22 protein-coding genes are annotated in these 24,018 nt (G+C 71.2%); 14 read left to right on the forward strand and 8 right to left on the reverse strand.

Annotated elements, in window-relative coordinates; translation table 11 throughout:
• Positions 1-79 precede the first annotated feature (79 nt).
• Genes Aph01nite_RS18440 through ilvA form a run of 3 tightly spaced genes read left to right on the forward strand, consistent with a single transcriptional unit; the run spans position 80 to position 3,682 of the window.
• Positions 80-1,255: an FIST signal transduction protein gene (locus Aph01nite_RS18440; protein WP_204042141.1), complete on the forward strand. Its 1,176-nt coding sequence runs from the start codon at positions 80-82 to the stop codon at positions 1,253-1,255.
• A gap of 10 nt (positions 1,256-1,265) precedes the next feature.
• Complete coding sequence (locus Aph01nite_RS18445; RefSeq protein ID WP_204042142.1) at positions 1,266-2,432, forward strand: ROK family protein; 1,167 nt, start codon at positions 1,266-1,268, stop codon at positions 2,430-2,432.
• 35 nt (positions 2,433-2,467) lie between these two features.
• On the forward strand, positions 2,468-3,682 hold the full coding sequence (gene ilvA, locus Aph01nite_RS18450; protein ID WP_204042143.1) for a threonine ammonia-lyase: 1,215 nt from the start codon (positions 2,468-2,470) through the stop codon (positions 3,680-3,682).
• A gap of 9 nt (positions 3,683-3,691) precedes the next feature.
• On the opposite strand, the gene Aph01nite_RS18455 is transcribed toward ilvA, so the two are convergent.
• Positions 3,692-5,140, reverse strand: coding sequence for a M1 family metallopeptidase (locus Aph01nite_RS18455; RefSeq protein ID WP_239161794.1), 1,449 nt, complete (start codon positions 5,138-5,140; stop codon positions 3,692-3,694).
• A gap of 132 nt (positions 5,141-5,272) precedes the next feature.
• Positions 5,273-6,367, reverse strand: a complete 1,095-nt coding sequence (gene hppD, locus Aph01nite_RS18460; RefSeq protein ID WP_239161795.1) for a 4-hydroxyphenylpyruvate dioxygenase — start codon at positions 6,365-6,367, stop codon at positions 5,273-5,275.
• Between the two features lie 96 nt (positions 6,368-6,463).
• Between hppD and Aph01nite_RS18465 the strand changes: the two genes are divergently transcribed.
• Complete coding sequence (locus tag Aph01nite_RS18465) at positions 6,464-6,931, forward strand: Lrp/AsnC family transcriptional regulator (protein WP_204042145.1); 468 nt, start codon at positions 6,464-6,466, stop codon at positions 6,929-6,931.
• An 89-nt stretch (positions 6,932-7,020) separates the two neighbouring features.
• On the forward strand, positions 7,021-9,225 hold the full coding sequence (locus Aph01nite_RS18470) for a transglycosylase domain-containing protein (RefSeq protein WP_239161796.1): 2,205 nt from the start codon (positions 7,021-7,023) through the stop codon (positions 9,223-9,225).
• Here the strand turns inward: Aph01nite_RS18470 and Aph01nite_RS18475 are convergent.
• Positions 9,222-11,186, reverse strand: a complete 1,965-nt coding sequence (locus tag Aph01nite_RS18475) for a thioredoxin domain-containing protein (protein ID WP_204042147.1) — start codon at positions 11,184-11,186, stop codon at positions 9,222-9,224. The genes Aph01nite_RS18470 and Aph01nite_RS18475 overlap by 4 nt on opposite strands.
• A gap of 176 nt (positions 11,187-11,362) precedes the next feature.
• Between Aph01nite_RS18475 and Aph01nite_RS18480 the strand changes: the two genes are divergently transcribed.
• Positions 11,363-12,511: a hypothetical protein gene (locus Aph01nite_RS18480; RefSeq protein WP_239161797.1), complete on the forward strand. Its 1,149-nt coding sequence runs from the start codon at positions 11,363-11,365 to the stop codon at positions 12,509-12,511.
• Positions 12,512-12,537: 26 nt separating this feature from the next.
• Here Aph01nite_RS18480 and Aph01nite_RS18485 read toward each other — a convergent pair whose 3' ends face one another.
• Genes Aph01nite_RS18485 through mca form a run of 3 tightly spaced genes read right to left on the reverse strand, consistent with a single transcriptional unit; the run spans position 12,538 to position 13,868 of the window.
• Positions 12,538-12,843, reverse strand: coding sequence for a GNAT family N-acetyltransferase (locus Aph01nite_RS18485; protein WP_204042148.1), 306 nt, complete (start codon positions 12,841-12,843; stop codon positions 12,538-12,540).
• Positions 12,840-12,998, reverse strand: coding sequence for a hypothetical protein (locus tag Aph01nite_RS18490; RefSeq protein ID WP_204042149.1), 159 nt, complete (start codon positions 12,996-12,998; stop codon positions 12,840-12,842). The genes Aph01nite_RS18485 and Aph01nite_RS18490 overlap by 4 nt, the downstream gene beginning before the upstream one ends.
• Positions 12,999-13,007: 9 nt before the next feature.
• A complete protein-coding gene (gene mca / locus Aph01nite_RS18495) occupies positions 13,008-13,868 on the reverse strand; it encodes a mycothiol conjugate amidase Mca (RefSeq protein ID WP_204042175.1) in 861 nt (286 codons plus the stop codon).
• 159 nt (positions 13,869-14,027) lie between these two features.
• Here mca and Aph01nite_RS18500 point away from each other — a divergent pair, with 159 nt between their 5' ends.
• The 3 genes from Aph01nite_RS18500 to Aph01nite_RS18510 all read left to right on the forward strand — a co-directional run bounded on the left by Aph01nite_RS18500 (position 14,028) and on the right by Aph01nite_RS18510 (position 16,382).
• Complete coding sequence (locus Aph01nite_RS18500) at positions 14,028-14,444, forward strand: DUF4307 domain-containing protein (protein WP_204042150.1); 417 nt, start codon at positions 14,028-14,030, stop codon at positions 14,442-14,444.
• 77 nt (positions 14,445-14,521) lie between these two features.
• Positions 14,522-15,022, forward strand: a complete 501-nt coding sequence (gene greA, locus Aph01nite_RS18505; RefSeq protein ID WP_204042151.1) for a transcription elongation factor GreA — start codon at positions 14,522-14,524, stop codon at positions 15,020-15,022.
• Between the two features lie 112 nt (positions 15,023-15,134).
• Positions 15,135-16,382, forward strand: a complete 1,248-nt coding sequence (locus tag Aph01nite_RS18510; RefSeq protein WP_204042152.1) for a C40 family peptidase — start codon at positions 15,135-15,137, stop codon at positions 16,380-16,382.
• On the opposite strand, the gene Aph01nite_RS18515 is transcribed toward Aph01nite_RS18510, so the two are convergent.
• A complete protein-coding gene (locus Aph01nite_RS18515) occupies positions 16,379-16,966 on the reverse strand; it encodes an acyl-CoA-like ligand-binding transcription factor (RefSeq protein WP_204042153.1) in 588 nt (195 codons plus the stop codon). The two genes, Aph01nite_RS18510 and Aph01nite_RS18515, sit on opposite strands and share 4 nt — an antisense overlap.
• Positions 16,944-18,419, reverse strand: coding sequence for a DHA2 family efflux MFS transporter permease subunit (locus Aph01nite_RS18520; protein ID WP_204042154.1), 1,476 nt, complete (start codon positions 18,417-18,419; stop codon positions 16,944-16,946). The genes Aph01nite_RS18515 and Aph01nite_RS18520 overlap by 23 nt, the downstream gene beginning before the upstream one ends.
• 76 nt (positions 18,420-18,495) lie before the next feature.
• On the opposite strand from Aph01nite_RS18520, the gene abmR reads away from it, so the two are divergent.
• The 5 genes from abmR to Aph01nite_RS18545 all read left to right on the forward strand — a co-directional run bounded on the left by abmR (position 18,496) and on the right by Aph01nite_RS18545 (position 24,011).
• Positions 18,496-19,014: an ATP-binding transcription factor AbmR gene (abmR, locus tag Aph01nite_RS18525; RefSeq protein ID WP_204042155.1), complete on the forward strand. Its 519-nt coding sequence runs from the start codon at positions 18,496-18,498 to the stop codon at positions 19,012-19,014.
• A 266-nt stretch (positions 19,015-19,280) separates the two neighbouring features.
• A complete protein-coding gene (locus Aph01nite_RS18530; RefSeq protein ID WP_204042156.1) occupies positions 19,281-21,146 on the forward strand; it encodes a phosphoenolpyruvate carboxykinase (GTP) in 1,866 nt (621 codons plus the stop codon).
• A 192-nt stretch (positions 21,147-21,338) separates the two neighbouring features.
• Positions 21,339-22,379 (forward strand): TIGR04222 domain-containing membrane protein, encoded by a 1,041-nt coding sequence (locus Aph01nite_RS18535; RefSeq protein WP_204042157.1) that lies wholly within the window; start codon positions 21,339-21,341, stop codon positions 22,377-22,379.
• 118 nt (positions 22,380-22,497) lie between these two features.
• A complete protein-coding gene (locus tag Aph01nite_RS18540; RefSeq protein WP_204042158.1) occupies positions 22,498-23,337 on the forward strand; it encodes an MbnB/TglH/ChrH family RiPP precursor modification enzyme in 840 nt (279 codons plus the stop codon).
• A gap of 53 nt (positions 23,338-23,390) precedes the next feature.
• Positions 23,391-24,011 (forward strand): SCO6045 C-terminal-like domain-containing protein, encoded by a 621-nt coding sequence (locus tag Aph01nite_RS18545; protein WP_204042159.1) that lies wholly within the window; start codon positions 23,391-23,393, stop codon positions 24,009-24,011.
• The last annotated feature ends 7 nt before the right edge of the window (positions 24,012-24,018 follow it).

Below are 24,018 nucleotides of genomic sequence, written 5' to 3' on the forward strand. Positions count from 1 at the left end.
ATCGGGCATGAGAGCTATGAGGCAGATCGATACGAGATAGACGAGATGACGGACTTGTCCTGATGAGAGGGGGCGCGCGATGGCGGTTTTGACGAGCCGGTTCGCTGACGGACTAGCCGTCGGGCCCGACCTGGTGGAAGGCGCGGAGACCGCGATCCGGCGGGCTCTCGCGGGGCTGACCGGTCGGGCCGACCTGGTGTGCTTCTTCATCTGCGGCGACGATCCCGAGGACGTGGCCAGGGCGGGACGGCGGGCGATGGAACTGGCCGGCGACGCCGCAGTGATCGGCTGCAGCGCCACCGGCGTGATCGGCGACACCCGGGGCATCGAGCTGACCCCCTCGGTGAGCGCCTGGGCGGCCACGCTGGGCGAGGCCAGGGTGAAGACCTTCGCCCTGGAGTCACTGCGGGCCGACGACAGGTTCGTGGTGGTCGGGCTGCCGGAGCGCCAGCTGGACGACCGGGTGGCGATCATGCTGGCCGATCCGTACTCGTTTCCGACCGACGCGTTCGTGGAGCACTCCGGCGAGGTGCTCGGGAACCTGCCGCTCATCGGCGGCCTGGCCAACGGCCTCCAGGGCCGGGGATCCGTACGGCTGTTCGCCGACGGCGAGGTCTACTCCGACGGCGCCATCGGCGTCATCCTGAGCGGCCCGGTCCAGGTGAGCACGGTGGTCAGCCAGGGCTGCCGCCCGATCGGGCCGACCATGGTGGTCACCCGCGCCGAGGACAACGTGCTGCTCGAACTCGCCGGCCAGCCCGCGCTGGCCCGGCTGGAGGACATCGTCAGCGCCCTGGACGAGGACGACCGCGAACTCGTCGCCTCCGGCCTGCAGATCGGCATCGCCATGAACGAGTACGCCGAACGCCACGAGCGCGGCGACTTCCTCATCCGCGGCGTGCTCGGCATCGACCCCGAACGGGAGGCCGTCGCCATCGGCGACATCGTGGAGGTCGGCCGCACCGTACGCTTCCAGGTCAGAGACGCCGAGACCGCCGACGAGGACCTGTACGAGCTGCTCGACGCCCACGTGGCCGAGGGCGGCCGGGTGGACGGCGCCCTGCTGTTCTGCTGCAACGGCCGGGGCTCGGCCATGTTCGGCACCGCCGACCACGACGCGCTCGCCATCCGCGACACGCTGGGCCCGATCGGCGTGGCCGGCTTCTTCGCCGCCGGGGAGGTCGGCCCGGTGGCCGGCCACAACCACGTGCACGGTTTCACCGCGTCCGTCCTGGTCTTCTCCACGGCGAGCTGAGGGCCCGGTCATGGTCGTGCTCGCGATCGACGTCGGCGGCACCAAGTTCGCGGCCGGCCTGGTGGACACCGACGGCGAGCTGCTGTTCTCGGAGCGGGTCCCCACGCCGCAGGGCGGGGACGCCGACGCCTTATGGAAGACGCTGATCCGCCTGACCGACAGCGTGACCGCGCACGCCCCGCACGGCACGTCCGGCCTGCTCGGCGTCGGGGTCGGCGTCGGCGGCCCGATGACCTGGCCGGACGGCGTGGTCTCGCCGCTCAACATGCCCGGCTGGCGCGACTTCCCGCTGGTCGACCGCCTGGCCGAACGGTTCCCCGCCGGCCCGGTACGGATCCACAACGACGCCGTGGCCCTCGCGGTGGCCGAACACTGGCGGGGCGCCGGGCACGGCAGCGCCAACATGCTCGGCATGGTCGTCTCCACCGGCGTCGGCGGCGGCCTCATCCTGGGCGGCCACCTGATCGACGGCGGCACCGGCAACGCCGGGCACGTCGGCCACATCATCGTGGAGCCGGACGGGCCGCCGTGCGGCTGCGGCGGCCGGGGCTGCCTGGAGGCGGTCGCCCGCGGCCCCGCGCTGGCGAGCTGGGCCCAGTCCCAGGGCTGGCAGCCCGGCTCGGTCACGGCTGACCGGGAAGCCCCGCCAGACACGGCGGACCCCCAAGCTCGGCGGGACTCGCCAACTTCGCGGGACCCGCAGGACTCGCGGGGTTCGCAGGGGTCGCGGGGTTCGCAGGGGTCGCGGGAATCGCTTGGTTCGCAGGGCCTGCGGGACTCGCGGCATTCGCCGGAATCGGTGAGTGCGCCGGGTCCGCTGGTCATGCCCGAGCCGCTCTACGTGGAGGCCACGGTCGCCTCGGCCCGCCAGCTGGCCCTCGACGCCGCCGCCGGGGACCCGGTGGCGCTGACCGCGATGCGCAGGGCGGGCCGCGCGATCGGGCTCGCCCTGGCCTCGGCCACCCACCTCTGCGACCTCGACCTGGTCACCATCGGCGGCGGCCTCTCCCAGGCGGGCAGGCTGATCTTCGATCCGCTGGAGGAGACGCTCCGCGCGCACGCCCGGATGGACTTCGCCCGGCGGGTCCGGGTGCTGCCCGCCGCGCTCGGCCAGGACGCCGGGCTCATCGGCGCGGCGGCCCTCGTCCTGGCGGCCGACCGCTACTGGGGCGGATGACCTTCCCGTGACGACGACCCTGCGAGGATGACTCCATGGCCGTTCCCCAGGTGACGTACGACGACGTCGTCGCCGCACGCAAGCTGCTCTCCGACGTGGTCGTGACCACCCCGGTCACGCACTCCCGCGTGCTGTCCGACATCGTCGGCGGCCCGGTCTACCTCAAATGCGAGAACCTCCAGCGCGCGGGCTCGTTCAAGGTCCGCGGCGCGTACGTGCGGATCGCCCGCCTGAGCGAGGAGGAGCGGTCCCGCGGTGTGGTCGCGGCCAGTGCCGGCAACCACGCCCAGGGCGTCGCGCTGGCCGCCGGGCTGGTCGGCGCCAAGTCCACGGTCTACATGCCGGAGGGCGCCCCGCTCCCCAAGGTCGAGGCCACCCGTGGGTACGGCGCCGAGGTGATCTTCGCCGGTCACACCGTGGACGTAGCCCTGCAGGCCGCCAGGGCGCACGCCGCCGAGACCGGCGCGGTCTTCATCCACCCCTTCGACCACCCGGACGTGGTCGCCGGGCAGGGCACGGTCGGCCTGGAGATCCTCGACCAGCTGCCGGAGACCGGCACGATCGTGCTGGCCATCGGCGGCGGCGGCCTCGCGGCGGGGGTGGCCCTGGCGGTCAAGCAGCTGCGCCCCGGCGTGCGGATCGTCGGCGTGCAGGCCGAACGCGCCGCCGCCTACCCGGAGTCGCTGGCGGCCGGGCATCCGGTGATGGTCGAACCGGCCACCACCATGGCCGACGGCATCGCGGTCGGCCGCCCCGGCGAGCTGCCGTTCGAACTGATCCACTACCTGGTGGACCAGGTGGTCACCGTGTCGGAGGAGTCGCTGTCGCGGGCGCTGCTGCTCTGCCTGGAGCGGGCGAAGCTGGTGGTGGAGCCGGCCGGGGTGGCCGGGGTGGCCGCGCTGCTGGACCAGCCGCACTCCTTCGACACGCCGGTGGTGGCCGTGCTGTCCGGCGGCAACATCGATCCGCTGCTGCTGGCCAAGCTGCTGCGGCACGGCCTGGCGGCGGCCGGGCGGTACCTGGCGTTCCGGATCCGGCTGCAGGACCGCCCGGGGGCGCTGGCGGCCCTGCTCGGTCGCCTGGCCGAGCTGCGGGCCAACGTGCTGGAGATCGTGCACGAGCGGGTGGGCGCGCGGCTGCACCTGGACGAGGCCGAGGTGCTGCTCCAGCTGGAGACCCGCGGGCCCGCGCACTGCGACGAGGTGCTGGGCTCGCTCCGGCGGGACGGCTACAAGCTCACCTTCTCGTGAGCGGCCGGCTCAGCCCGCCGACGGCTTGCTCGGCTTCGCCGGCTTGAACAGCCAGGCGTCGAACAGGCCGTCCAGCTGCTTGCCGGAGATCTTCTCGGCGAGCGCGATGAACTGGTCGGTGGTGACGTTGCCGTAGCGGTTGTCGGCGGCCCACTTCTTGATCAGCGCGAAGAAGTCGGCGTCGCCGATGGCCAGGCGCAGCGCGTGCAGCGTCATGCCGCCGCGCACGTAGACCGAGGCGTTGAACAGGTCGTTGGGCCGGGTCTCGCCGGGCGGGTACTTCCAGATCTCGTCCGTGGCCCCCGCGTACGCGTCGTTGAACGACTGCTGGGCGGTGCCGTGGCCGCTGTGCTCGCTCCACAGCCACTCCGCGTAGGTGGCGAAGCCCTCGTTGAGCCAGAGGTCGCGCCAGCGTCTGATGCTCAGGCTGTTGCCGAACCACTGGTGGGCCAGTTCGTGCGCGATGATGCCGGGGTCGGGCTCGAAGCCGCCGTAGATCGGCTTGGTCTGGTTCTCCAGCGCGTAGCCGGCCGCGTAGTCGTCCACCACGCCGCCGGTCGACTTGAACGGGTACGGCCCGAACACGGTCGCCCAGTAGTCGGTGATCTTGCTGGACTGCTCGTACAGGTTGTTCAGGATGCCGTTGAAGCGGGGGTCGGTGGCGGCGTAGACCGGGATGCCGCTCTTGGAGACGCCCGTGCGCACCGCGAACTTGCCCGTGGTCATCGTGGCCAGGTAGGTCGTCATGGGGTTGGTCTCCCGCCACACGAAGGTGGTCTTGCCGTCCTTCGTCTGCGGGGCCCCGGCCAGCTCGCCGTTGGCGATCGCGGTCACGCCCGCGGGCACGGTCAGCCGGAAGTCGAAGGTGGCCTTGTCGGCCGGGTGGTCGTTGCCGGGGAACCAGGTCTTCGCGCCGTTCGGCTCGGAGGTCACGAAGGAGCCGTCCGCGGTCGGGATGAAGCCGTAGCTGCCCAGGTTGGGCGACTCGCGCACCGGGTCGGGCGTGCCGGCGTAGGCGACCGCGACCTTGAACGCCGCCTTGTCCTTGAGGTTGGTGAAGACGGTCAGCTCGTCGCCCTTGCGCTGGAACCGGGCCGGGGCCCCGTTCACGTTCACCGAGCTGACCGTGAACCCGTGCAGGTCCAGGTTGAACTGCGACAGGTCCTGGACGGCCTTCGCGTCGATGGCCGCCGTCCCGCTCAGGTGCTTGCTCTTCGGCTCGTACGCCAGCGTCAGCGAGTAGTGCCCGACGTCGTACCCGCCGTTCCCGTCGCCGGGAAAGTAGGGGTCGCCGATGCCGGTGGTCCCGGCGGTGGCGGCCGCCGCCCGGGTCACGGGCGTGCCGGCCGGCGGCGCGTCCTTGGCCGGAGGCGCGCCGCCCTCGGTGGCGCTGTTGGACGCCGAGCAGGCGACCGTGAGGCCCGCCGCGAGCATGCTGACAACCTGGCGTCCACGCATGTGTGACGGCCCCCTCCACGACCCCGATCCCTGAGGAGCAACCCTACGCGAGGGGGGCGACACGTTCAGGCGGCCAGATCAGAGCTTTGGGCGGCCATGTCAGGCCATGCGGGTATTCGCGACGGAAAAGATTTACAGGTTCCCGCGCAGTTCCTGTTCCCGCTCGATCGCCTCGAACAGCGCCTTGAAGTTGCCTTTGCCGAAGCCCAGCGAACCGTGCCGCTCGATGAACTCGAAGAACACGGTGGGGCGGTCCTGCACCGGCTTGGTGAAGATCTGCAGCAGGTAGCCGTCCTCGTCCCGGTCCACCAGGATGCGGCGCTTCTTGAGCTCCTCCACGGGCGCCCGCACCTGGCCGATCCTGGCCCGCAGCTCCGGGTCGTCGTAGTAGGAGTCCGGCGTCTCCAGGAACTCCACGCCCGCCGCGCGCATGCGGTCGACCGTGCCGAGGATGTCGTTGGTGGCCAGCGCGATGTGCTGCACGCCCGGACCGCCGTAGAACTCCAGGTACTCGTCGATCTGGGACTTCCGCTTCCCGGCGGCCGGCTCGTTGAGCGGGAACTTCACCTTCCTGGTGCCGTTCGCGACGACCTTGGACATCAGCGCCGAGTACTCGGTGGCGATGTCGTCGCCGATGAACTCCGCCATCCGGGTGAAGCCCATGACCCGCTCGTAGAACTCCACCCACTCGTCCATGTGCACCACGTTGCCCACACAGTGGTCGATGGCCTGGAACATGCGCTGCCCCGGCGCCACGATCGGCTCCGCCGCCACATACCCCGGCAGGTACGGCCCGGCGTAGTTGGCCCGGTCGACCAGCGTGTGCCGGGTCTCCCCGTACGTGGCGATCGCGGCCAGCACGACCTTCCCGTGCTCGTCCTCCACCACGTACGGCTCCACGAGCCCGCGCGCGCCCTGGGCCAGCGCGTGCCGGTAGGCGGCCTCCACGTCGGGTACATCCAGGGCCAGGTCGACGACGCCGTCGCCGTGCTCGGCGACGTGCCTGGCCAGGTCCGTGCCGGGCCGGACCGAGCCGCGCAGCTCGAACCTGGCGCCGCCGGAGGCCAGCACGTACGCCACCTCGTCGCGGCTGCCGGTCTCCGGGCCGCGGTAGGCGATCAGCCGCATCCCGAAGGCGGTCGAGTAGTAGTGGGCGGCCTGCTTGGCGTTGCCGACGGCGAACACGACGGCGTCCATCCCGTGGACCGGAAACACGTCATCAGTCATGGCGCCACTCTCGGACGACATGGCCAACCTGCGCAACACTCACCAAAAATGGTGGACAATATGCTCAGGAAAAGCGGCGATCATCGGAGCATTGTTGTGACCGTTGACCAGTTGGATGTCCGGCTTGTCGCGCTGCTCGAGGAAGAGCCGCGCATCGGGGTGCTGGAGTGCTCGCGGCGGCTGAACGTGGCGCGCGGGACCGTGCAGGCCCGCCTCGACCGCCTCGCCGCGCGCGGCGTGATCACCGGGTACGGCCCGCAGATCGACCCGGCCGCGCTCGGCTACGACGTGACCGCCTTCGTGACGCTGCAGATCCGCCAGGTCAGCGGGCACGATCCGGTGGCCGACCGGCTGGCCCTCATCCCCGAGGTGCTGGAGGTGCACACGATCACCGGCGCGCACGACATGCTCTGCCGGGTCGTCGCGCGCAGCAACGCCGATCTTCAGCGGGTGATCGACCAGATCGTGGACGTGCACGGGGTGGTCAGGACCGAGTCCGTGATCGCGCTGGACTCTCCCGTGCCGTATCGAACCCTGCCATTGGTCAAGGCCGCGCAACGGTAGACGACGATAGCCGCAAGGTAGCTGCAATGGCCCAAGCACCGTTATCTATCGTCTACCGTGAACGCCTGCGAGAGGGTCTGGGGGATCGCGTGCGAAGCGCCGAGACGAGTGACGAGACGAGCGAGAAGAGCGACGGGACGGATGACGGGGCCGAGCACGCGGCGGCCGGGGAGAGCACTCAGGAAACCGACCGCGCGCAGCGGCGGCGCAGGAGGCTGCGGCGTCTCCTGATCATCGGCGGAGCCGGGGTCGCCGGTCTGGTCGGCCTGTTCGGCGTGGTCTGGGCGATGACCCCGATCCCGGACACCACGCAGGCGCTGGCCACCGCGCAGGGCTCGATGATCTATTACAGGGACGGCAAGACCGTCCTCGCCACCCAAGGCGTCAACCGCAAGAACGTGCCGCTCAGCGCGGTCCCGGCCGCCGTCAGGAACGCCGTCATCGCCGCCGAGAACCGCACGTTCTACCAGGACACGGGCGTCTCCCTCACCGGTACGGCCCGCGCCATGTGGTCCACCGTCACCGGCCAGCAGATCCAGGGCGGCTCGACCATCACCCAGCAGATGGTGCGCAACTACTACAGCGGGCTGAGCCAGGAACGCTCCGTGGTGCGCAAACTCAAAGAGATCATGATCGCGCTGAAGGTGGATCGCTCCAAGTCCAAGGACTGGGTCCTGGAGCAGTACCTCAACACGATCTACTTCGGCCGCGGCGCGTACGGCGTGCAGGCGGCCTCCCTGGCGTACTTCGGCAAGGACGTGGGCAAGCTGGGCCCGGCCGAGGGCGCCTACCTGGCCGCGGTGATCCAGCAGCCGACCCGGTTCGCCGACCCGAAGGGCGCCGACCTGGAGGCGGTCAAGGCGCGCTGGCAGGGGGTCGTGTCCGGCATGACGAAGATCAACGCGCTCACCTCCGCGCAGGCCGCCGCGCTGCGCTTCCCCGAGCTGGTCAAGCAGAAGTCGCCGCTCTCGCTGGGCGGGCAGAAGGGCTACATGCTGGCCCAGGTGCGGGCCGAGCTGAACCGGCTGGGCTACAGCGACGAGGACATCAACCAGGGCGGCCTGAAGATCACCACGACCTTCGACAGGAAGCTGATGGCGCTGGCCGAGGAGGCGGTCGAGTCCGTGCTGCCGGCCGGCACGCCGAAGAAGGTGCGGACCGGGCTCGCGGCGGTGGACCCGGTCACCGGGGAGGTCGTGGCGTTCTACGGCGGGCGCGACTACAACAAGACCGAGTGGAACAACGCCTTCGACGCGAAGGTGCAGGCGGGGTCCACGTTCAAGGCGTACACGCTGGCGGCGGCGCTGGAGAACGGGTTCCACCTGTGGTCGCGGGTGGACGGCAACTCGCCGATGCGGATCGCCTCAGCGACCATCCCGAACTCCAACGACACCTCTTACGGCTCGGTCGACCTGGTGCAGGCCACCCGCAGCTCGGTCAACACGGCCTTCGTGGACCTCGGGCAGCAGGTCGGCCTGGCCAAGGTGGCGAAGGCGGCCGAGGCGGCCGGCATCCCCGCCGCGCAGCTCGTCCAGCACCAGGCCGCGCCGACCTTCCCGCTGGGCGTGGCCTCGGTCAGCGCCGTCCAGCAGGCCTCCGCGTACGGCACGTTCGCCGCGGACGGCACCCACCACGAGGCCCACGTGATCCGTTCCGTCACCGACGCCCGCGGCCAGACCCGGCGCATCGACGCCATCGGCAAGCGCGTCTTCAGCGAGGAGACCGCCGCCGACACCACGTACGCGCTGGAGCAGGTCGTCCGGGGCGGCACCGGCACCGCGGCCCGCCTGTACGACCGCCCGGCCGCCGGCAAGACCGGCACCACCGACGAGTCGGCCGCCGTCTGGTTCACCGGCTACGTGCCGCAGCTGTCGGTGGCCGTGAACATGTTCCGCGACGACAACAAGGCCGTCACCGTCCCCGGCTACGGCGCCCTGTACGGCGGCACGCTGCCCGCGCAGATCTGGAAGTACTTCATGGCCGCGGCGATGGACGGCAAGCCGGTCGAGGAGTTCCCGCCGCCCGCCGACTACGGATCGGTGTGGGACCAGCCGGACTACCGCTCCGACCAGGGCCGCGACGAGGACGAGGGCGGCCCCTGGGACAGCCCGACGCCGACGCCCACCGGCACGCCCGAGGACCCGTCGTCGCCGCCCCCGACCGAGGGCGGCGAGCAGGGCGGCGGCGAGGACAATCCGGGCGACGGCGGCGAGTCCGGCGACCCGCAGACGCCGAACCCGGACCAGCCCGACTCGCCTGATCCGACCACGGAACCCACCGAGGTCGGCTTCTAGATCCGGCCGAGTTCCTCCTGGAGCGCGGCCGGGGTGGTGACGGGCAGCCGGCACGCGAACTGACGGCACACGTACGCGGCCGGCTCGCCGTCGATCGTCCCGCGTCCGCGCAGGAGCGGGACGGTCTCGTCGCCGTTCCCGCCCAGGGCGACGACCAGGCCGGGCGCGGTGGACATCAGCGCCGTGCGGTGCAGCCGTCGTGTCCGCGGGTCGTCGGCGGGCCCGAGCACGGCCACCTCGGCGGGGCCGTGCAGCGCGGCCTGCGCCACCGCCAGCCCCCAGCCGGCGAACCTGGCGTACTTCTCGGCCAGCACCGAGACCGCGCCCAGGGCCGCCTCGGCCGCCTCCCGGTGCCGGCCGGACCCGGTCAGCGCCGCGTACGACAGCAGCGCGCCCGCGGCCGCGAACTGGCCCGAGGGTGTCGCGTTGTCGGTCGGGTCCTGCGGGCGCTGGAAGAGCCGTTCGCCGTCGTCGGCCGTGTCGAAGAATCCACCGCCGCCGTCTCCGAAGCGGTCGAGCACGGTGTCCAGGAGGTCTCCGGCGGCGGTGAACCACCGGGTCCCGCCGGTGACGCCGTACAGGGCCAGGAGACCTTCGGCCAGGTCGGCGTAGTCCTCCAGGACGCCGGCGTTGCGTCCCGCCTCGCCGCCCAGTGAGGTGCGGAGCAGGCGGCCGTCCGTGACGTGCAGGTCCAGCAGGAGCGCGGCGGCGCCGCTCGCGGCCTCGACCAGGTCGGGGCGGTCGAAGAGGGCTCCGGTCTCGGCGAGGGCGGCGATCGCGAGGCCGTTCCAGCCGGCCACCACCTTGTCGTCCCTGCCGGGCCGGACCCGCGTCTCCCGGGCCGCGAGCAGGCTGTTCCGTACGCGCGCGAAACGGTCGGGGTCGTCGGGGTCGGCGAGCAGCTGGAGGACCGAGGTGCCGTGCTCGAAGGTGCCGGTGACCTCGAACAGGGCCTCCGCCCAGGAGCCGTCCTCCTCGCCCAGCGCCTCGCGGAGCTGGCCGGGGGTCCAGACGTAGAACCTGCCCTCCTCGCCCTCGCTGTCGGCGTCCAGGGCCGAGGCGAAGCCGCCCTCCGGGGTGCGCATCTCGCGCAGCAGCCAGTCGGCCGTCTCCAGGGCGATCCTGCGGGCCTGCGGGGAGCCGGTGGCGCGCCACCAGTGCGTGTAGACGCGCAGCAGCAGGGCGTTGTCGTACAGCATCTTCTCGAAGTGGGGGACGACCCAGCCGGCGTCCACGCTGTAGCGGGCGAAGCCGCCGCCGAGCTGGTCGTAGAGGCCGCCCCTGGCCATGGCGTCGAGGGTCTTCCCGGCCATCGCCATGGCGTCGGCCGTACCGGCCCTGAGCAGGAACTCCAGGACCATGGACGGCGGGAACTTGGGGGCGCCGCCGAAGCCGCCGCGGACGGCGTCGAAGGTGGCGGCCAGGTTGCCGACGGCGGCCGTCAGCGTCTCCCGGGACGGCAGCGGGCCCGCGGGCAGGCCGGCCCGCTCGTTGAGCGCGTCCACCACGTTCGTGCCCTGCGCCAGCACCGCGGGACGGTCGTTCGCCCACGCCTGCGAGATCCCGTGCAGCAGCCGCTGGAACTGGGGCCTCGGGAAGTACGTGCCCGCGTAGAACGGGTGCCCGTCCGGCGTGGCGAAGACGGTCATCGGCCAGCCGCCCTGGCCGGTCATCGCCTGGGTGGCGCCCATGTACACGGCGTCCACGTCCGGGCGCTCCTCCCGGTCCACCTTCACGTTCACGAAGCGCTCGTTCATCATCCCGGCCGTGGCCTCGTGCTCGAACGACTCGTGCGCCATCACATGACACCAGTGGCAGGCCGAGTACCCCACCGAGATGAGCAGGGGCACGTCCCGCTCCCGGGCCGCCGCGAACGCCTCCTCCCCCCACTCCCACCAGTCCACCGGATTCCCGGCATGCTGCAGCAGATAGGGACTTGTCGCACTCGCCAAGCGATTCATCTCGACCTCCGATAGCCGCTCCACCCATCTTCCCCGAGCCCGGTACGGCGCCGCCCAACCGGGAATGGGGTCTGGGGATGTATTCGGATGGCGGCGGGCGTAGGCTCACGGGACGTGAGCGAGGGAGCCGTCAGGCGGCGCGATGGAGTGTGGGCGTGGCCGGCGGAGGAGGCTGCGTGAGCGTGGATTTGGAGTTTGCGGTCCGGCATTCCGGGCGGCCGGGGAAGGATCTCACCCGGCGGGACGTGGCACGCGTGCTGCTCGCGGTGCCGACCGGGCAGGCGCTGGTGTCGATGCCCGACCTGAAGCGGGAGCTCCTGGCGGTGGGCAATCCCCTCTCGCCGGTCTTCTGGGAGTCGGCCAAGACCACCCTGGCCAGGATCGAGTCGGGCGTGGCCACGGTGGGCGACGTGCAGCGCTGGCTGGAGTCCACCGGCACCGAGCCCATCCTGCTGACCCGCAGCTACTTCGTCTGGCCGGACGAGGGCGAGCGCGGCCCGGTCGCCACCGAGATGTACGCGCGCCTCGTCGACCACCTGGAAGGGCTGCTGGCCATCGGCGTCATCGACCCCGACCTGCTGGCGACCGGCGACCAGGCCGCGCGGGAGGCGTACGAGGAGCTGCAGGAGCGCTGGCTGGCCACCTCGCTGCCCGACGGGCGGGTGCCCAGCGCGGTGGTCAGCGACGAGCAGGACGAGGAGCTGTTCGCGGCCTGGGACGAGGAGGAGGCCTTCGCCCTCGGCGAGCTGCGCCGCAGCATGGCCGACCTGCCCACGCCGCCGTGCCCGACCGGGGACCTGCGGGCCGCCGCGGCGCGGCTGCGGCGCACCCTGGTGACGCCGGGATTCCCCGGGAACGTGCTACGCGCCTGCGCGGGCCTGGACGAGGCGGGGCTGCCGGTCGAGGACGAGGACCTGTGGCTCGCGGTCGCCGCCGGGGTCACCGCGCCCATCTCCGACCTGCCCGACGAGGAGGACGCGGCCCGCTTCTTCGACATGGACGGCGAGCTCAGCCACGAGGACTCCGTGCTCGCCTCGCTGTGCGCGATCAACCACGCCGACTGGCTGGCCGCGGTGACCGCGCTGGCCCGCTACGGGCCCGGCGTGCTGGCCTCGCCCGAGCGCATCGCCCGGTTCATCGCGGACTCCGAGGAGAGCGACGGCGAGCCCGACGCCCTGGAGGACCTGGAGGCGACCGAGATGCTGTTCACCGCGGTCACGCCGCTCTGGGCGCATCTCGGCATCGTCGACAAGGCGGAGGTGCTCACGCCGCTGGGCTGGTGGGGGCTGCCGAAGGCGCTGGAACGCGCCTGGTCGCCGGAGTAGCCGGTCCCAGACGACCCTAGGCGACCTTAGGCGATGTCGTCCTGGTAGTCGGCCGCTACCAGGTCGGCATACTCCGGATGGCGCTTGATGTAGCCCGCGAAGAACGGGCAGACGGGCGCGACCGCGAGGCCGCGTTCGCGGACAGCCTCCAGCGCGGCCCGGGCGAGACTGCTGCCCAGGCCCTTTCCCTCGTACGCCGCGTCGATCTCGGTGTGGGTGAAGACGATCTTCCCGGGCCGGAGCCGGTACTGCGCGAACCCGGCGACACCGCCGTCGACGAGGATCTCGTAGCGCTGGGCGCCGGGATTGTCGGCGACGGTGGCGCGGGTCACTTCTTCTTGTCCTTCTCCGAGGGGACCTCGATCTTCGAGATCTGCTTGTTCATGGACTTCACCAGGAAGAACAGGGCGACGCCCAGGCCGAACACGATGAGGAAGCCGAGCAGCCCCGGACCGTACTCAGGAGCGGCGGCGGCGATGACGTTCATACCTCAAGTCTACGAGCAGGCGGTGGGGGCCTCCGCGTGGACTCCCGCGAACAGATCGTCCTCCGGGGTGGCGGTGTCCACCAGCGAGCGGGCCAGGTGGAAGTCCTCGGTCGGCCAGACCTCCATCTGGATCTCCCGGGGGCAGACGAACCAGAAGCCGTCGGGGTCCACCTGGGTGGCGTGCGCGATCAGCGCCCGGTCCCTGGTCTCGAAGAAGTCGGCGCACGGCACCCGGGTGGTGACGTCCCACTTCTCCGGCCGGTCCTCCCAGCGGGCGATCCAGTCCGCATACGGCGAGCCGATGCCGCGGGCGGTCATCGCCTCGTGCAGGGCCTCGAACCGCTGCTTGGAGAAGCTCATGTGGTAGTAGAGCTTGAGCGGCGTCCACGGCTCCCCGGCCTCCGGGTAGCGGTCGGGGTCGCCGGCCGCCTCGAACGCCTCCACCGAGACCCGGTTGGTCATGATGTGGTCGGGGTGCGGGTAACCGCCGTTGTCGTCGTACGTCAAGATCACGTGCGGGCGGAACTCGCGCACGGCCGCCACCAGCGGCGCCGAGGCGGTCTCCAGCGGCTGGAGCGCGAAGCAGCCCTCCGGCAGCGGCTCGGTCTCGTCCTCGGGCAGCCCCGAGTCCACGAAACCGAGGAAACGCTGGCGCACGCCGAGGATCTCGCGGGCCCGGTCCATCTCCAGGCGGCGCACCTCGGCGATGTTCTCGAGGATGTCGGGGCGGTCCATCTTCGGGTTCAGGATCGACCCGCGCTCGCCGCCGGTGCAGGTGACCACCAGCACGTCCACGCCCTCGGAGGCGTAACGGGCCATGGTGGCGGCGCCCTTGCTCGACTCGTCGTCGGGGTGCGCGTGGACGGCCATCAGCCTCAACGGCGCGATCTCGGCAGCACTCACGGGTCTCCTCGGATGTTCAGACAGCTGTGCAAAGAGGCTAGCTTCAGGGTGCGACAGTTTTCGCCCCGCCCCGCCCGTCCACAATTGTTTCCCAGAACGCCGAGAGACCGCAGGGAGATTCCGCGCATGTCCCCAGAGCCAGTCACCCGCCCGGTTCTCGGCACGCCCGCGGACTTCCCCGAGCGCCCCCCGGCGGGCCGCAGCCGCTTCCTGGTGTACGCGCTGATCGGCGTCGTGGTGGCCGTGCTGGCCTCGGGATGGGGCTACGTGATCCTCAGCGCGCGCGGGAATCCCGAGGTCAGGGCCGAGGTGGTCGCCTTCGACGCGAGCGCGCCCGACTCGGCGGCGATAACCTTCCTGGTGCACAAGCCCGCCGACCGCGAGGCGAGGTGCCTGGTGCGCGCCCTGGACACACACCACGTCGAGGTGGGCACCCGCGAGGTCGCGATTCCCCGGGGGGAGTCCGACACCTCGTTCACCGAGCGCGTGAAGACCAGCGCGCAAGCCACAGCCGTGCACGTTCAGTATTGCAATCTCGTATAGTGGAATCTTTGGGGAAGCGTTCGAAGGCGTTAACTTGTACGCCTTTCGACTCACCTAGGGAAGCAAGGAGAACCCGAGTGGCCGTCTCCCAGAACGATTCCGTCACCTGGCTGACGCAGGAGGCGTACGACCGCCTCAAGGAGGAGTACGACCGCCTTTCTGGCCCGGGTCGGATCGAGATCGCCAAGAAGATCGAGGCCGCCCGCGAGGAGGGTGACCTGAAGGAGAACGGCGGCTACCACGCCGCCAAGGACGAGCAGGGCAAGATGGAGGCCCGCATCTTCCACCTCCGTCAGATCCTCGACAGCGCGAAGGTCGGCGAGGCCCCGCGCACCGAGGGCGTGGTCGGCCCCGGCATGACGGTGACGATCCGCTTCGTCGGCGATGAGGACGAGGTCACCTTCCTGCTGGCCTCCCGCGAGGAGAGCGGCGCCCCGATCGACGTGTACTCGCCCAAGTCCCCGCTCGGGGCCGCCATCAACGGCAAGAAGATCGGCGACAAGGCGACCTACACGATGCCCAACGGCCGGTCCATCACCGTCGAGGTGCTCGAAGCGGTGCCGTACATCGGCAACTGAGGCAACTGACGTTTGGTTAAGAATCCGCCGGGGAGACGCGCTCCGGCGGATTTCTGCGTTTTCCATCGGATAGTGTCGTGGGTCGGGCCGGGGCGAGAGGGGTGAGCGACGCGTGATCCGCAGGGCGCTCGCGGAAGCCCGCAGGGATCTCGCCTACCGGCCCCGGCTGCCGGGCCGCCGCCGCCCGTTACAGGCGCCGTGGTTGTGGCGCCGGCTGATCCCCTTCATCGTGGTGCTGCTCGTCTCGGTCATCTCCGCCGACCTGCTGGTCCTGGCCGAGCTGTACGGCCGCGACGACCGTTCCACCGCCGCTCCGCGCGAGAAACGCGCCCGCGGCGACTTCGTGGCCTCCGCCGGGGAGTCGGGCGCGTCGGAGGAGCCCGCGCCCCCGGTCGCCCCGCTGGCCGAGCTGCACCAGCCGCACCTGTTCGTGGTCAGCAACCGCCCGCTGGCTCCGTCGCTGGTGGCCAGGATCAGGCGCGCGAGCGGCGTCGCCGCGGTGGAGGTCACCGACGCCGCCGCCGCGACCATGGACGGCAAACGGGTGCCCACCATGGGCGTGGACCCGTCCACGTTCCGGGCCTACACCCCGGCGACCACCGCCGGGTCCGACGCGCTCTGGGCTGGCGTCGCCAGGGGCGAGGTGGCCGTCTCCTTCGAACTGGGCAACGACGGCGGGCTGACACTCGGCTCGGAGGTGACCAGCGGCGGGCACAAGCTCAGGATCGGCGCGTACGCGACGGTGGGCATGGGCTCGATCGCGGCCGTGGTCTCCCGGCCGACGGCCAGGAAGCTCGGGCTGCCCGAGGGGAACGCGCTGGTGGTGAGCGCGCCCAAGGTCGACTCCGGGAAGCTGCGCCGCGCGCTGCTGCGGGTGCTGCCGAAGGGCAGCCAGGTGGCCACCATCAACCCGGTGCTGGTCACGCCGCGGCGGCAGACGGTCTGGCCGGCGTCGGCGTTCCTGTCGGCGGAGCAGACCGAGGCGATGCTGCGGGCGGCGGTGGGCAAGCTGGGCCGGCCGTACGAGTGGGGGGCCGAGGGGCCGGACACCTTCGACTGCTCGGGCCTGGTGCAGTGGGCCTTCCGGCAGGCGGGGGTGCGCATGCCGCGGGTGGCGGCGCAGCAGTGGGCGGCGGGGCCGCAGATCCCGCTGGCGCAGGCCCAGCCGGGTGACCTGCTGTTCTGGCGGAACGACCCGACCAACCCGGCGTACATCTCGCATGTGGCGATCTACTGGGGCGGCGACCAGATGCTGCACGCGCCCAGGACCGGCGACGTGGTCAAACTGGCCAAGATCTACACCAAGAACCTCGCGGGCGTGGTGCGGGTCAGCCCGGGCGTGGCCGCCCAGGTCCGTTAGACCGGCAGGCCCTCCTCCAGCAGGGCGAGCGCCTCGTCGACCAGTTCGGACAGCGGGCGCGCGCCGTCCTCGGCCACCCAGCGCTGCAGGGTCGGGATGAGGGCGCCGATGACCGCGCCGGTGAGCGTCACCACCTCCAGGTCGGCCGGGTCGCGGCCCGCCCGCTGGGCGATCACGCTGCTCAGCTGGTCGAGGGTGTCCAGCATGTTCTGCATCACCCGCGAGCGGATGGCCGGGATGGTCAGCTGGAGCCGGGCCCGGGCGAGGATCTCGCGCTGCTCCTCGGGCGGGATGAGGGCCATCGACTCGCGGAAGGCGTCCCGCAGCGCCCGCAGCGGCGGTTTGTCCTTCGGCTGTTCGGCCAGCACGCGGGCCAGCAGGGGGTCGTAGTCGTCCTGGACGACGATGTCCTCTTTCGTCGGGAAGTAGCGGAAGATCGTGCTGGGGGAGATCTCGGCGGCCTCGGCGATCTGCTCGATCGTGGTCGCGTCGTAGCCGTGCTCGGCGAACAATCGCAGCGCCTGCTCCTGGATCGTCCGCCGAGTCCTGGCCTTCTTCCGTTCACGCAGTCCCGGCGAGTTCATGGACTGATTCTCCCGCCTCCTCCGGGCTCGTGCCACGCATGAACAGCGCCACCAGGGCCGCGCTGAGCAGGACGGCCGCGCCGCACGTCCACAGCACCGCGTCCATCGCCGCCGCGAACGCCTGCCGGCCCGCCGCGGCGAACTCGGGCACGTGCACGGCCGCCGCCACCGACTCGCGCACCGTCGCGGGGGCGCCGGCCGGCAGGCCCCCGGCGTACACGGCGGAGAGCAGGCTGCCCAGGCCGGCGACCCCGAAGGCGCCGCCCGTCTGGCGCAGGGTCTGGAGCACGCCGGTGCCCATGCCGGTGCGGTCCTCGGGCAGCCGGGCCAGTACGCCGTCCATGGCGGGGACCATGGTCAGGCCGACGCCAGCCCCGGCGACGGTGAGCCAGGCGGCCGTGTACGCGTACGCGCCCGGCAGGACCGCGCCGAGCGTCAGACCGGCGGTGAGCAGCAGCAGTCCCGCGGTCATGACCGGCCGCAGGGCGATCCGCTTGAGCAGGCGCTCCCCGGCGAGCCCGCCGAGCATCAGGCCCACGATCATCGGAATGATCCGCAACCCGGTGCCCATCGCGTCGAATCCCTGGACGGCCTGCAGCGAGAGCGGCACCACGAACAGCACGCCCATCATGGCCAGCGAGACCACCGAGGCCGCGATCGACCCCCACAGGAAGACCCGGTCCCGGAACAGGCTGAGATCCATCATCGGCGTACGGCTGCGCGTCTCCACCCGGACGAACACCGCCAGCAGCACGACGCCGGCCGCCAGCGGGACGAGCACGGCGGCCGAGCCCCAGCCGTCCACGGGGGCCTGGATCACGCCGTAGACCAGCGCCGCGAGGCCGGTCACCGACAGGAGTGTGCCGGGCGGGTCCAGCCGGGGCGAGGCGGGGTCGCGCGACTCCGGCACCAGCAGGACCACGGCGACCAGCGCGATCGCCACCGCCGGCAGGTTGATCAGGAAGATCGACCCCCACCAGAAATGGTCGAGCAGGTAGCCGCCCACGATCGGGCCGAGCGGCAGGCCGACGGCCATGCCCGCCGTCCACACCGCGATCGCCCTGGCCCGCTCGCCGGCGGGGAAGAGGCTCGGCAGGATCGACGTGGACAGCGGCATGATCAGCGCCGCCCCCGCGCCCATCAGCGCCCGCCCGGCGATCAGCCAGCCCGTCGTCTCGGCCAGCATCGCCATCGCCGAGGCCACCCCGAAGGCGGCCAGACCGGCCACCAGCAGGCGCTTGCGTCCGAACCTGTCGCCGAACACGCCCGCGGGCAGCAGCAACGCCGCGAACGTCACCAGGTACGCGTCGACGATCCACTGGAGTTCGCCGGTGGAGGCGCCCAGGGCCACGGCGAGCGTGGGGAGCGCCACGTTGAGCACGGTCGCGTCCAGGCCGATGACCAGGACGCTGAGAACCAGGGCTGACAGAGCCCACCATCTGGAAGTAGCCATGAATTGACAGTAACTCTCAAAATCTAGTCTATGTCAATCCATTGCTTCGTAGGCCAAGCGATGTAATGTTGATTACATGGATGCAGAAGAACAGCTGAAAGGCTGGTTCACCGGGCGCATGCCCGACGGCTGGTTCGCCGGGCGGCCCGAGATCGTGCTGGACCGGGAAGAGATCACCGTGCTCGGCGCGCTTCCCCCGCTGACCGTGGCCGACGACCTGCCCGACGTGGAGAAGGCGGCGGCCCTGGAGGGCTACGTCGAGCGCTTCCGCGAGGAGACCAGGGAGCGCCGGATCGACATCGCCCGCGAGGCCGAGCACCGGTTCCGCCGGAAGGTCTCCTGGGGCGTCACGGTGGGCGGCGAGACAGTGATGTTCACCACTCTCTCGGTCCCGGTCATGACCCGGCTCCGGCAGCCCGAACGGCAGGTGCTGGACACACTCGTCGCCGCCGGGGTCGCGCGCAGCCGCTCCGACGCCCTCGCCTGGTGCGTCCGCCTGGTCGGCAGGCACACCGACACCTGGCTCGCTGACCTGCGCGATGCCCTCCAGCACGTCGATCGCGTCCGCGCGGCCGGGCCCGACGTAGTGGACTAAACCAATTCAGAAATAGGTCTGGACCAATGCGATTGGCCTATACCAATGTGTGGGCCGGAAAATTCGGGTAAGAAGGTGATGCGATTTCTTTGAACCGGGCCTTCGTGGGTAGGGTCCCACAGAGCATCATGGCCGCCACCTGGGCATAGGTGGCGGGATATCGCCTGATTAACGGCGTGGAAACATACTGGTCTACGCCAATTGGATTAGGTGCGTATTCATCGTCAATGATGATTTGGCCCCGCCAGACAAAGGAGCCGACGCCGATGTCCGTCACAGAGAAACGCAATCTCACGCCGACTTCTGAGATCGCTAGGACTCGCAATCTCACGCCGACTTCTGAGATCGCCGATCAATTCGTTCACCCGACCGCTCACCGCGAACTCGCCGCCTGGGTCAGCGAGATCGCGGAACTCACCGAGCCGGACCGGATCGAATGGTGTGACGGCTCCGAGGCCGAATGGACCCGGTTGAGCAACCAGCTCGTCGAGCAGGGCACCTTCACCCGGCTGCGCAAGCGGGTCAACAGTTTCCACGCGGCCTCCGACCCGAGCGACGTGGCCAGGGTGGAGGACCGGACCTTCATCTGCTCCGAGCGGGAGGAGGACGCCGGGCCCACCAACAACTGGATCGCGCCCGCCGAGATGCGTGCCACCTTCGGCAAGCTCTTCAAGGGCTGCATGCGCGGGCGCACCATGTACGTGGTGCCGTTCTGCATGGGCCCGCTCGGCGGATCCATCTCCCAGCTGGGCGTGGAACTGACCGACTCGCCGTACGTGGTGGTCTCCATGCGGGTGATGACCCGGATGGGGGAGGACGCGCTGCGCCTCATCGAGGAGCGCGGTGACTTCGTCAAGGCCGTGCACTCCGTCGGCGCTCCGCTCGCCCCCGGCCAGCGGGACGTGCCCTGGCCGTGCAACCAGACCAAGTACATCAGCCACTTCCCGGAGACCCGCGAGATCTGGTCGTACGGCTCCGGCTACGGCGGCAACGCCCTCCTGGGCAAGAAGTGCTACGCGCTCCGCATCGCCGGCACGATGGCCCGCGACGAGGGCTGGCTGGCCGAGCACATGCTGATCCTCAAGCTCACCCCGCCGGACGGCGAGGCCCGCTACGTGGCCGCGGCCTTCCCCTCCGCCTGCGGCAAGACCAACCTGGCCATGCTCCAGCCGACCATCCCCGGCTGGAAGGTGGAGACCATCGGCGACGACATCGCCTGGATGCGCTTCGGCCCGGACGGCCGGCTGCACGCGATCAACCCCGAGGCCGGGTTCTTCGGCGTCGCGCCCGGCACCGGCGAGATCACCAACGCCAACGCGGTCAAGACGCTCTGGGGCAACAGCATCTTCACCAACGTCGCGCTCACCGACGACGGGGACGTCTGGTGGGAGGGCCTGACCGACGAGCCGCCGGCCCACCTGACCGACTGGAAGGGCCGCTCCTGGACGCCCGGCTCGCCGGAGCCCGCCGCCCACCCGAACGCGCGCTTCACCACTCCCGCCGAGCAGTGCCCCACGATCGCCAAGGAGTGGCAGGACCCGGACGGCGTGCCCATCTCCGCCATCCTGTTCGGCGGACGCCGCGCCACTGCCGTGCCGCTGGTCACCGAGTCCTTCAGCTGGGAGCAGGGCGTCTTCCTCGGCGCCAACGTGGCCTCGGAGAAGACCGCCGCCGCCGAGGGCAAGGTCGGCGAGCTGCGCCGCGACCCGTTCGCGATGCTGCCGTTCTGCGGCTACAACATGGGCGACTACTTCGCCCACTGGATCTCCATCGGCCGTACGGCGGGGGCTCGGTTGCCCGCGATCTACTACGTCAACTGGTTCAGGAAGGACGCGGAGGGCACGTTCGTCTGGCCGGGCTTCGGCGAGAACAGCCGGGTGCTCAAGTGGATCGTCGAGCGTCTCAACGGCCAGGCCGACGCCGTGGACACCCCCATCGGCCGGCTGCCGGTGGAGCTCGACACCGAGGGCCTGGACATCTCGGCCGAGGACCTGTCCCTGCTGCTCAGCGTCGACCCGGAGATCTGGCGCGAGGAGGCCGCCCTGATCCCGGCGCACTTCGAGACCTTCGGCGACCGCCTGCCGAAGGAGCTGTGGGACGAGTACCACGCCCTGGTCGCCCGGCTGAGCTGAGCGGTCTCCCCCCGAGCAGGAACGCCCGCCAGCGTCGCCGGGTGTTCCGGACGTCGAACGGCCCACTCCTTCCTAGGTGTGGGCCGTTCATTCCTCCGGTGGATGCGAAACTTCGGCGCGCGTGCGATCGTCTATCCGTAAGACGGGGTGAACGGGAGCGCAAGCACTCCGTCATCCCCCCACGGAGGCGACATGGAGCTGGTGCTTCTCGTCCCCGCGATCGTCATCGCGGTGCTCATCTTCTCGGTCTCGTCGGCCATCGGACGGGAACACCGGCGGGTCCGATCCGCCCATCCGCTCGGCGGGCCGGCCCTCGACACGTACGAGCTCGCCTACCTGGCCGGGGGGCCGAGACGGGCGGTCAACACGGCGATCGCCATGCTCAGCGTGCAGGGCAGGCTGCGGGTGGCCCGCGGCGGCCGGCTGACCACCGTGGCCGGGGCGGGCGGCTCCCGGGAGGCGATCGAGCAGGAGGTCCTGGACCTGGCCTCCGCGCCCGGCGGCCGGTCGGCCGGCGAGGTGCGCCGCGCGATGGCCGAGGGTCCCGGGGTGATCGGGCTCATGCACCGGCTGACCGGCCGCGGCTACCTGATCCCCGACTCCGCCCTCACCCACGGCAGGGACCTCAACCGCGGCCTCGGCTGGTGCCTCGTGGTGGCCGGCCTCGGCTGGGCGGTCTCGGTGGCGCTGGTGGCGACCCTGATCGTGCCGATCAGCGTGCCGAACATCCTGGGCCTGGTGTTCCTGACGATCGTCGGCGTGGTCGGGCTGGTCAGGTACAACTCCACCCAGCTGCGCCTCCGGAACCAGCTGACCAACGCGGGGTACGAGGCCCTGAATGCGGCCCGGGTCACCCACCGCAGAGGCTCCGGCTACTCGCCCGCGTACGCGCCTGTGTACGAAGGACACCCGGGTCATTCCGGCCATTCCGGTCATGACAACGCCTTCGCGTACGCGGCGGTCGGCGGCGCGGTGGCGCTGTACGGCCTGGGCGAGCTGAACACCCCGGACGCCGAGGAGATCGGCCGCGAGGACCAGCCGCCCGGCTACTCCGGCGGTGGATGCGCGGCCGGCTCCTGCGGCGGCGGGGGCGGCGGTACGAGTGACTCCAGCAGCTGGGGCTCCGACCCGGGCGGCTACGGCGGCGGCGACTTCAGCAGCGGCGGCTCCGACTCCGGCGGCGGTTCCAGCTGCGGCGGGGGCTGCGGCGGAGGTTGCGGTGGCGGCGGCTGACCGGGTGCCTGGGCACACGGCTCGGCCGGGCGGGCGGGCTGCGGCGGCGGCGGAGGTGGCTGACCGGGCGTCTGGGCACACGGCTCGGCCGGGCGGGCGGGTTGCGGCGGAGGTTGCGGTGGCGGCCGGCCCGAACCGGACGCGGGTCGAGTTGGGGGTCGGGATCGGCTGGCGGGCGGAGATCGATCTGACCGTGGAGCGGCTGCCGGGCGTGGAGTTCGTCGAGGTGATCGCCGAGAGCCTGCGGCCGGAGCGACTGCCGGAGTCGCTGCGGGTGCTGCGGGAGCGCGGTGTTCCGGTGATCCCGCACGGGGTGGCGCTGGGGATCGGCGGAGCCGACCGGCCCGATATCGCCCGGCTCGAACATCTGGCGGCGTGCGCGGAGGCGCTGCGGGCGCCGCTGGTCAGCGAGCACCTGGCGTTCGTCCGGGGCGACGGCATGGAGGCGGGCCACCTGCTGCCGGTGCCGCGCACCCGGGACGCGCTGGCAGTCGTGACGGCCAACATCAAGATCGCTCAGGCCGAGCTGCCGGTGCCGTTCGCGCTGGAGAACGTGGCCGCGCTGTTCGGCTGGCCGGACGACGAGCTCACCGAGGCCGAGTTCCTCGGCGAGCTGGTCGAACGCACCGGCGTGAAGCTGCTGATCGACGTCGCCAACCTGTACACGAACGAGGTCAACCTGGGTTCCGGCGCCCGCGAGGCGCTCGACCGGCTCCCACTCAGCGAACTGGCCTACGTGCACGTCGCCGGCGGCCACTCCCACGACGGCGTCTGGCACGACACCCACACCGCCGCCGTCCCCGAACCCATCCTGGACGTCCTCACCGAACTCTGCGCCCGCGTCGACCCGCCCGGCGTCCTCCTCGAATGGGACGACGACTACCCGAGCGACGCCGCCCTCGCGGCCGAACTCACCCGCATCCGCGCCGCCATGAACCGAGCCTCCGCACACCCATGACCGACGACGTGCTTCGGCATCATCCGTATCCAGACGCGCCTGAACAGCCGCCCATGGCGGCTGGATCCCTCGCCGGTTTCTCGCCGTTATCCGGCGCCGTCAACGCAGGTGACGCTACTCGCCGCACCGGCGCCAAGCCCGGTCCCATCACCGAGGGATCCACCGAGATCGACGTCACCGGGGGATCCCCTGAGGTCGATGTCACCGGGGGATCCATCGAGATCGACGTCACCGGGGGATCCCCTGAGGTCGACGTCAGCGGGGGATCCATCGAGATCGACGTCAGCGGGGGATCTACCGGGATTGAGGAAGCCCGGCGGCGGTTGGCGGAGGCGGAGGGCCGCCTGCTCGCGGCCCTGGTCGCCGGTGGCACGGAACCGCCCGGCTTCGACGGCGCCCGCCTGAAGATCCAGGCGCACAGCCTGATCGCCAAACGCCGGGGACTGGTGGCCGCCGCCGTGCCCGGCCTGGTCGCCGCCCTCGGCAAGGACTTCCCCCGGGAGTTCTTCACCTACGCCGACGGCCGCCCCAAACCCCCGGGCGGCTCCCGAGCCGACGCGCACACCTTCATCGAATGGCTCCGCGCCGAAGGCCGCCTGCCCGAACCGTCCGAACCGCGTAAAACTCCTCGCCGGAGATGGTGGCACCGAAAGAAGGAGCCCCAAAGCCCCTGACACCCCA

Origin of the sequence: Acrocarpospora phusangensis, from assembly GCF_016862995.1 — a bacterium.
GTDB classification, from domain to species: Bacteria; Actinomycetota; Actinomycetes; order Streptosporangiales; family Streptosporangiaceae; genus Acrocarpospora; species Acrocarpospora phusangensis.

Coding starts and splice junctions, on each gene's coding strand:
- ilvA (WP_204042143.1), top strand. CDS start 2,468: ATGGCCGTTCCCCAGGTGACGTACGACGACGTCGTCGCCGCACGCAAG.
- Aph01nite_RS18520 (WP_204042154.1), bottom strand. CDS start 18,419: ATGGCTACTTCCAGATGGTGGGCTCTGTCAGCCCTGGTTCTCAGCGTC.
- Aph01nite_RS18515 (WP_204042153.1), bottom strand. CDS start 16,966: ATGAACTCGCCGGGACTGCGTGAACGGAAGAAGGCCAGGACTCGGCGG.
- Aph01nite_RS18475 (WP_204042147.1), bottom strand. CDS start 11,186: ATGAATCGCTTGGCGAGTGCGACAAGTCCCTATCTGCTGCAGCATGCC.
- Aph01nite_RS18445 (WP_204042142.1), top strand. CDS start 1,266: ATGGTCGTGCTCGCGATCGACGTCGGCGGCACCAAGTTCGCGGCCGGC.
- Aph01nite_RS18490 (WP_204042149.1), bottom strand. CDS start 12,998: ATGAACGTCATCGCCGCCGCCGCTCCTGAGTACGGTCCGGGGCTGCTC.
- Aph01nite_RS18500 (WP_204042150.1), top strand. CDS start 14,028: ATGTCCCCAGAGCCAGTCACCCGCCCGGTTCTCGGCACGCCCGCGGAC.
- Aph01nite_RS18545 (WP_204042159.1), top strand. CDS start 23,391: ATGGCGGCTGGATCCCTCGCCGGTTTCTCGCCGTTATCCGGCGCCGTC.
- Aph01nite_RS18440 (WP_204042141.1), top strand. CDS start 80: ATGGCGGTTTTGACGAGCCGGTTCGCTGACGGACTAGCCGTCGGGCCC.
- hppD (WP_239161795.1), bottom strand. CDS start 6,367: ATGACTGATGACGTGTTTCCGGTCCACGGGATGGACGCCGTCGTGTTC.
- Aph01nite_RS18535 (WP_204042157.1), top strand. CDS start 21,339: ATGGAGCTGGTGCTTCTCGTCCCCGCGATCGTCATCGCGGTGCTCATC.
- mca (WP_204042175.1), bottom strand. CDS start 13,868: ATGGCCGTCCACGCGCACCCCGACGACGAGTCGAGCAAGGGCGCCGCC.
- abmR (WP_204042155.1), top strand. CDS start 18,496: ATGGATGCAGAAGAACAGCTGAAAGGCTGGTTCACCGGGCGCATGCCC.
- Aph01nite_RS18455 (WP_239161794.1), bottom strand. CDS start 5,140: ATGCGTGGACGCCAGGTTGTCAGCATGCTCGCGGCGGGCCTCACGGTC.
- Aph01nite_RS18530 (WP_204042156.1), top strand. CDS start 19,281: ATGTCCGTCACAGAGAAACGCAATCTCACGCCGACTTCTGAGATCGCT.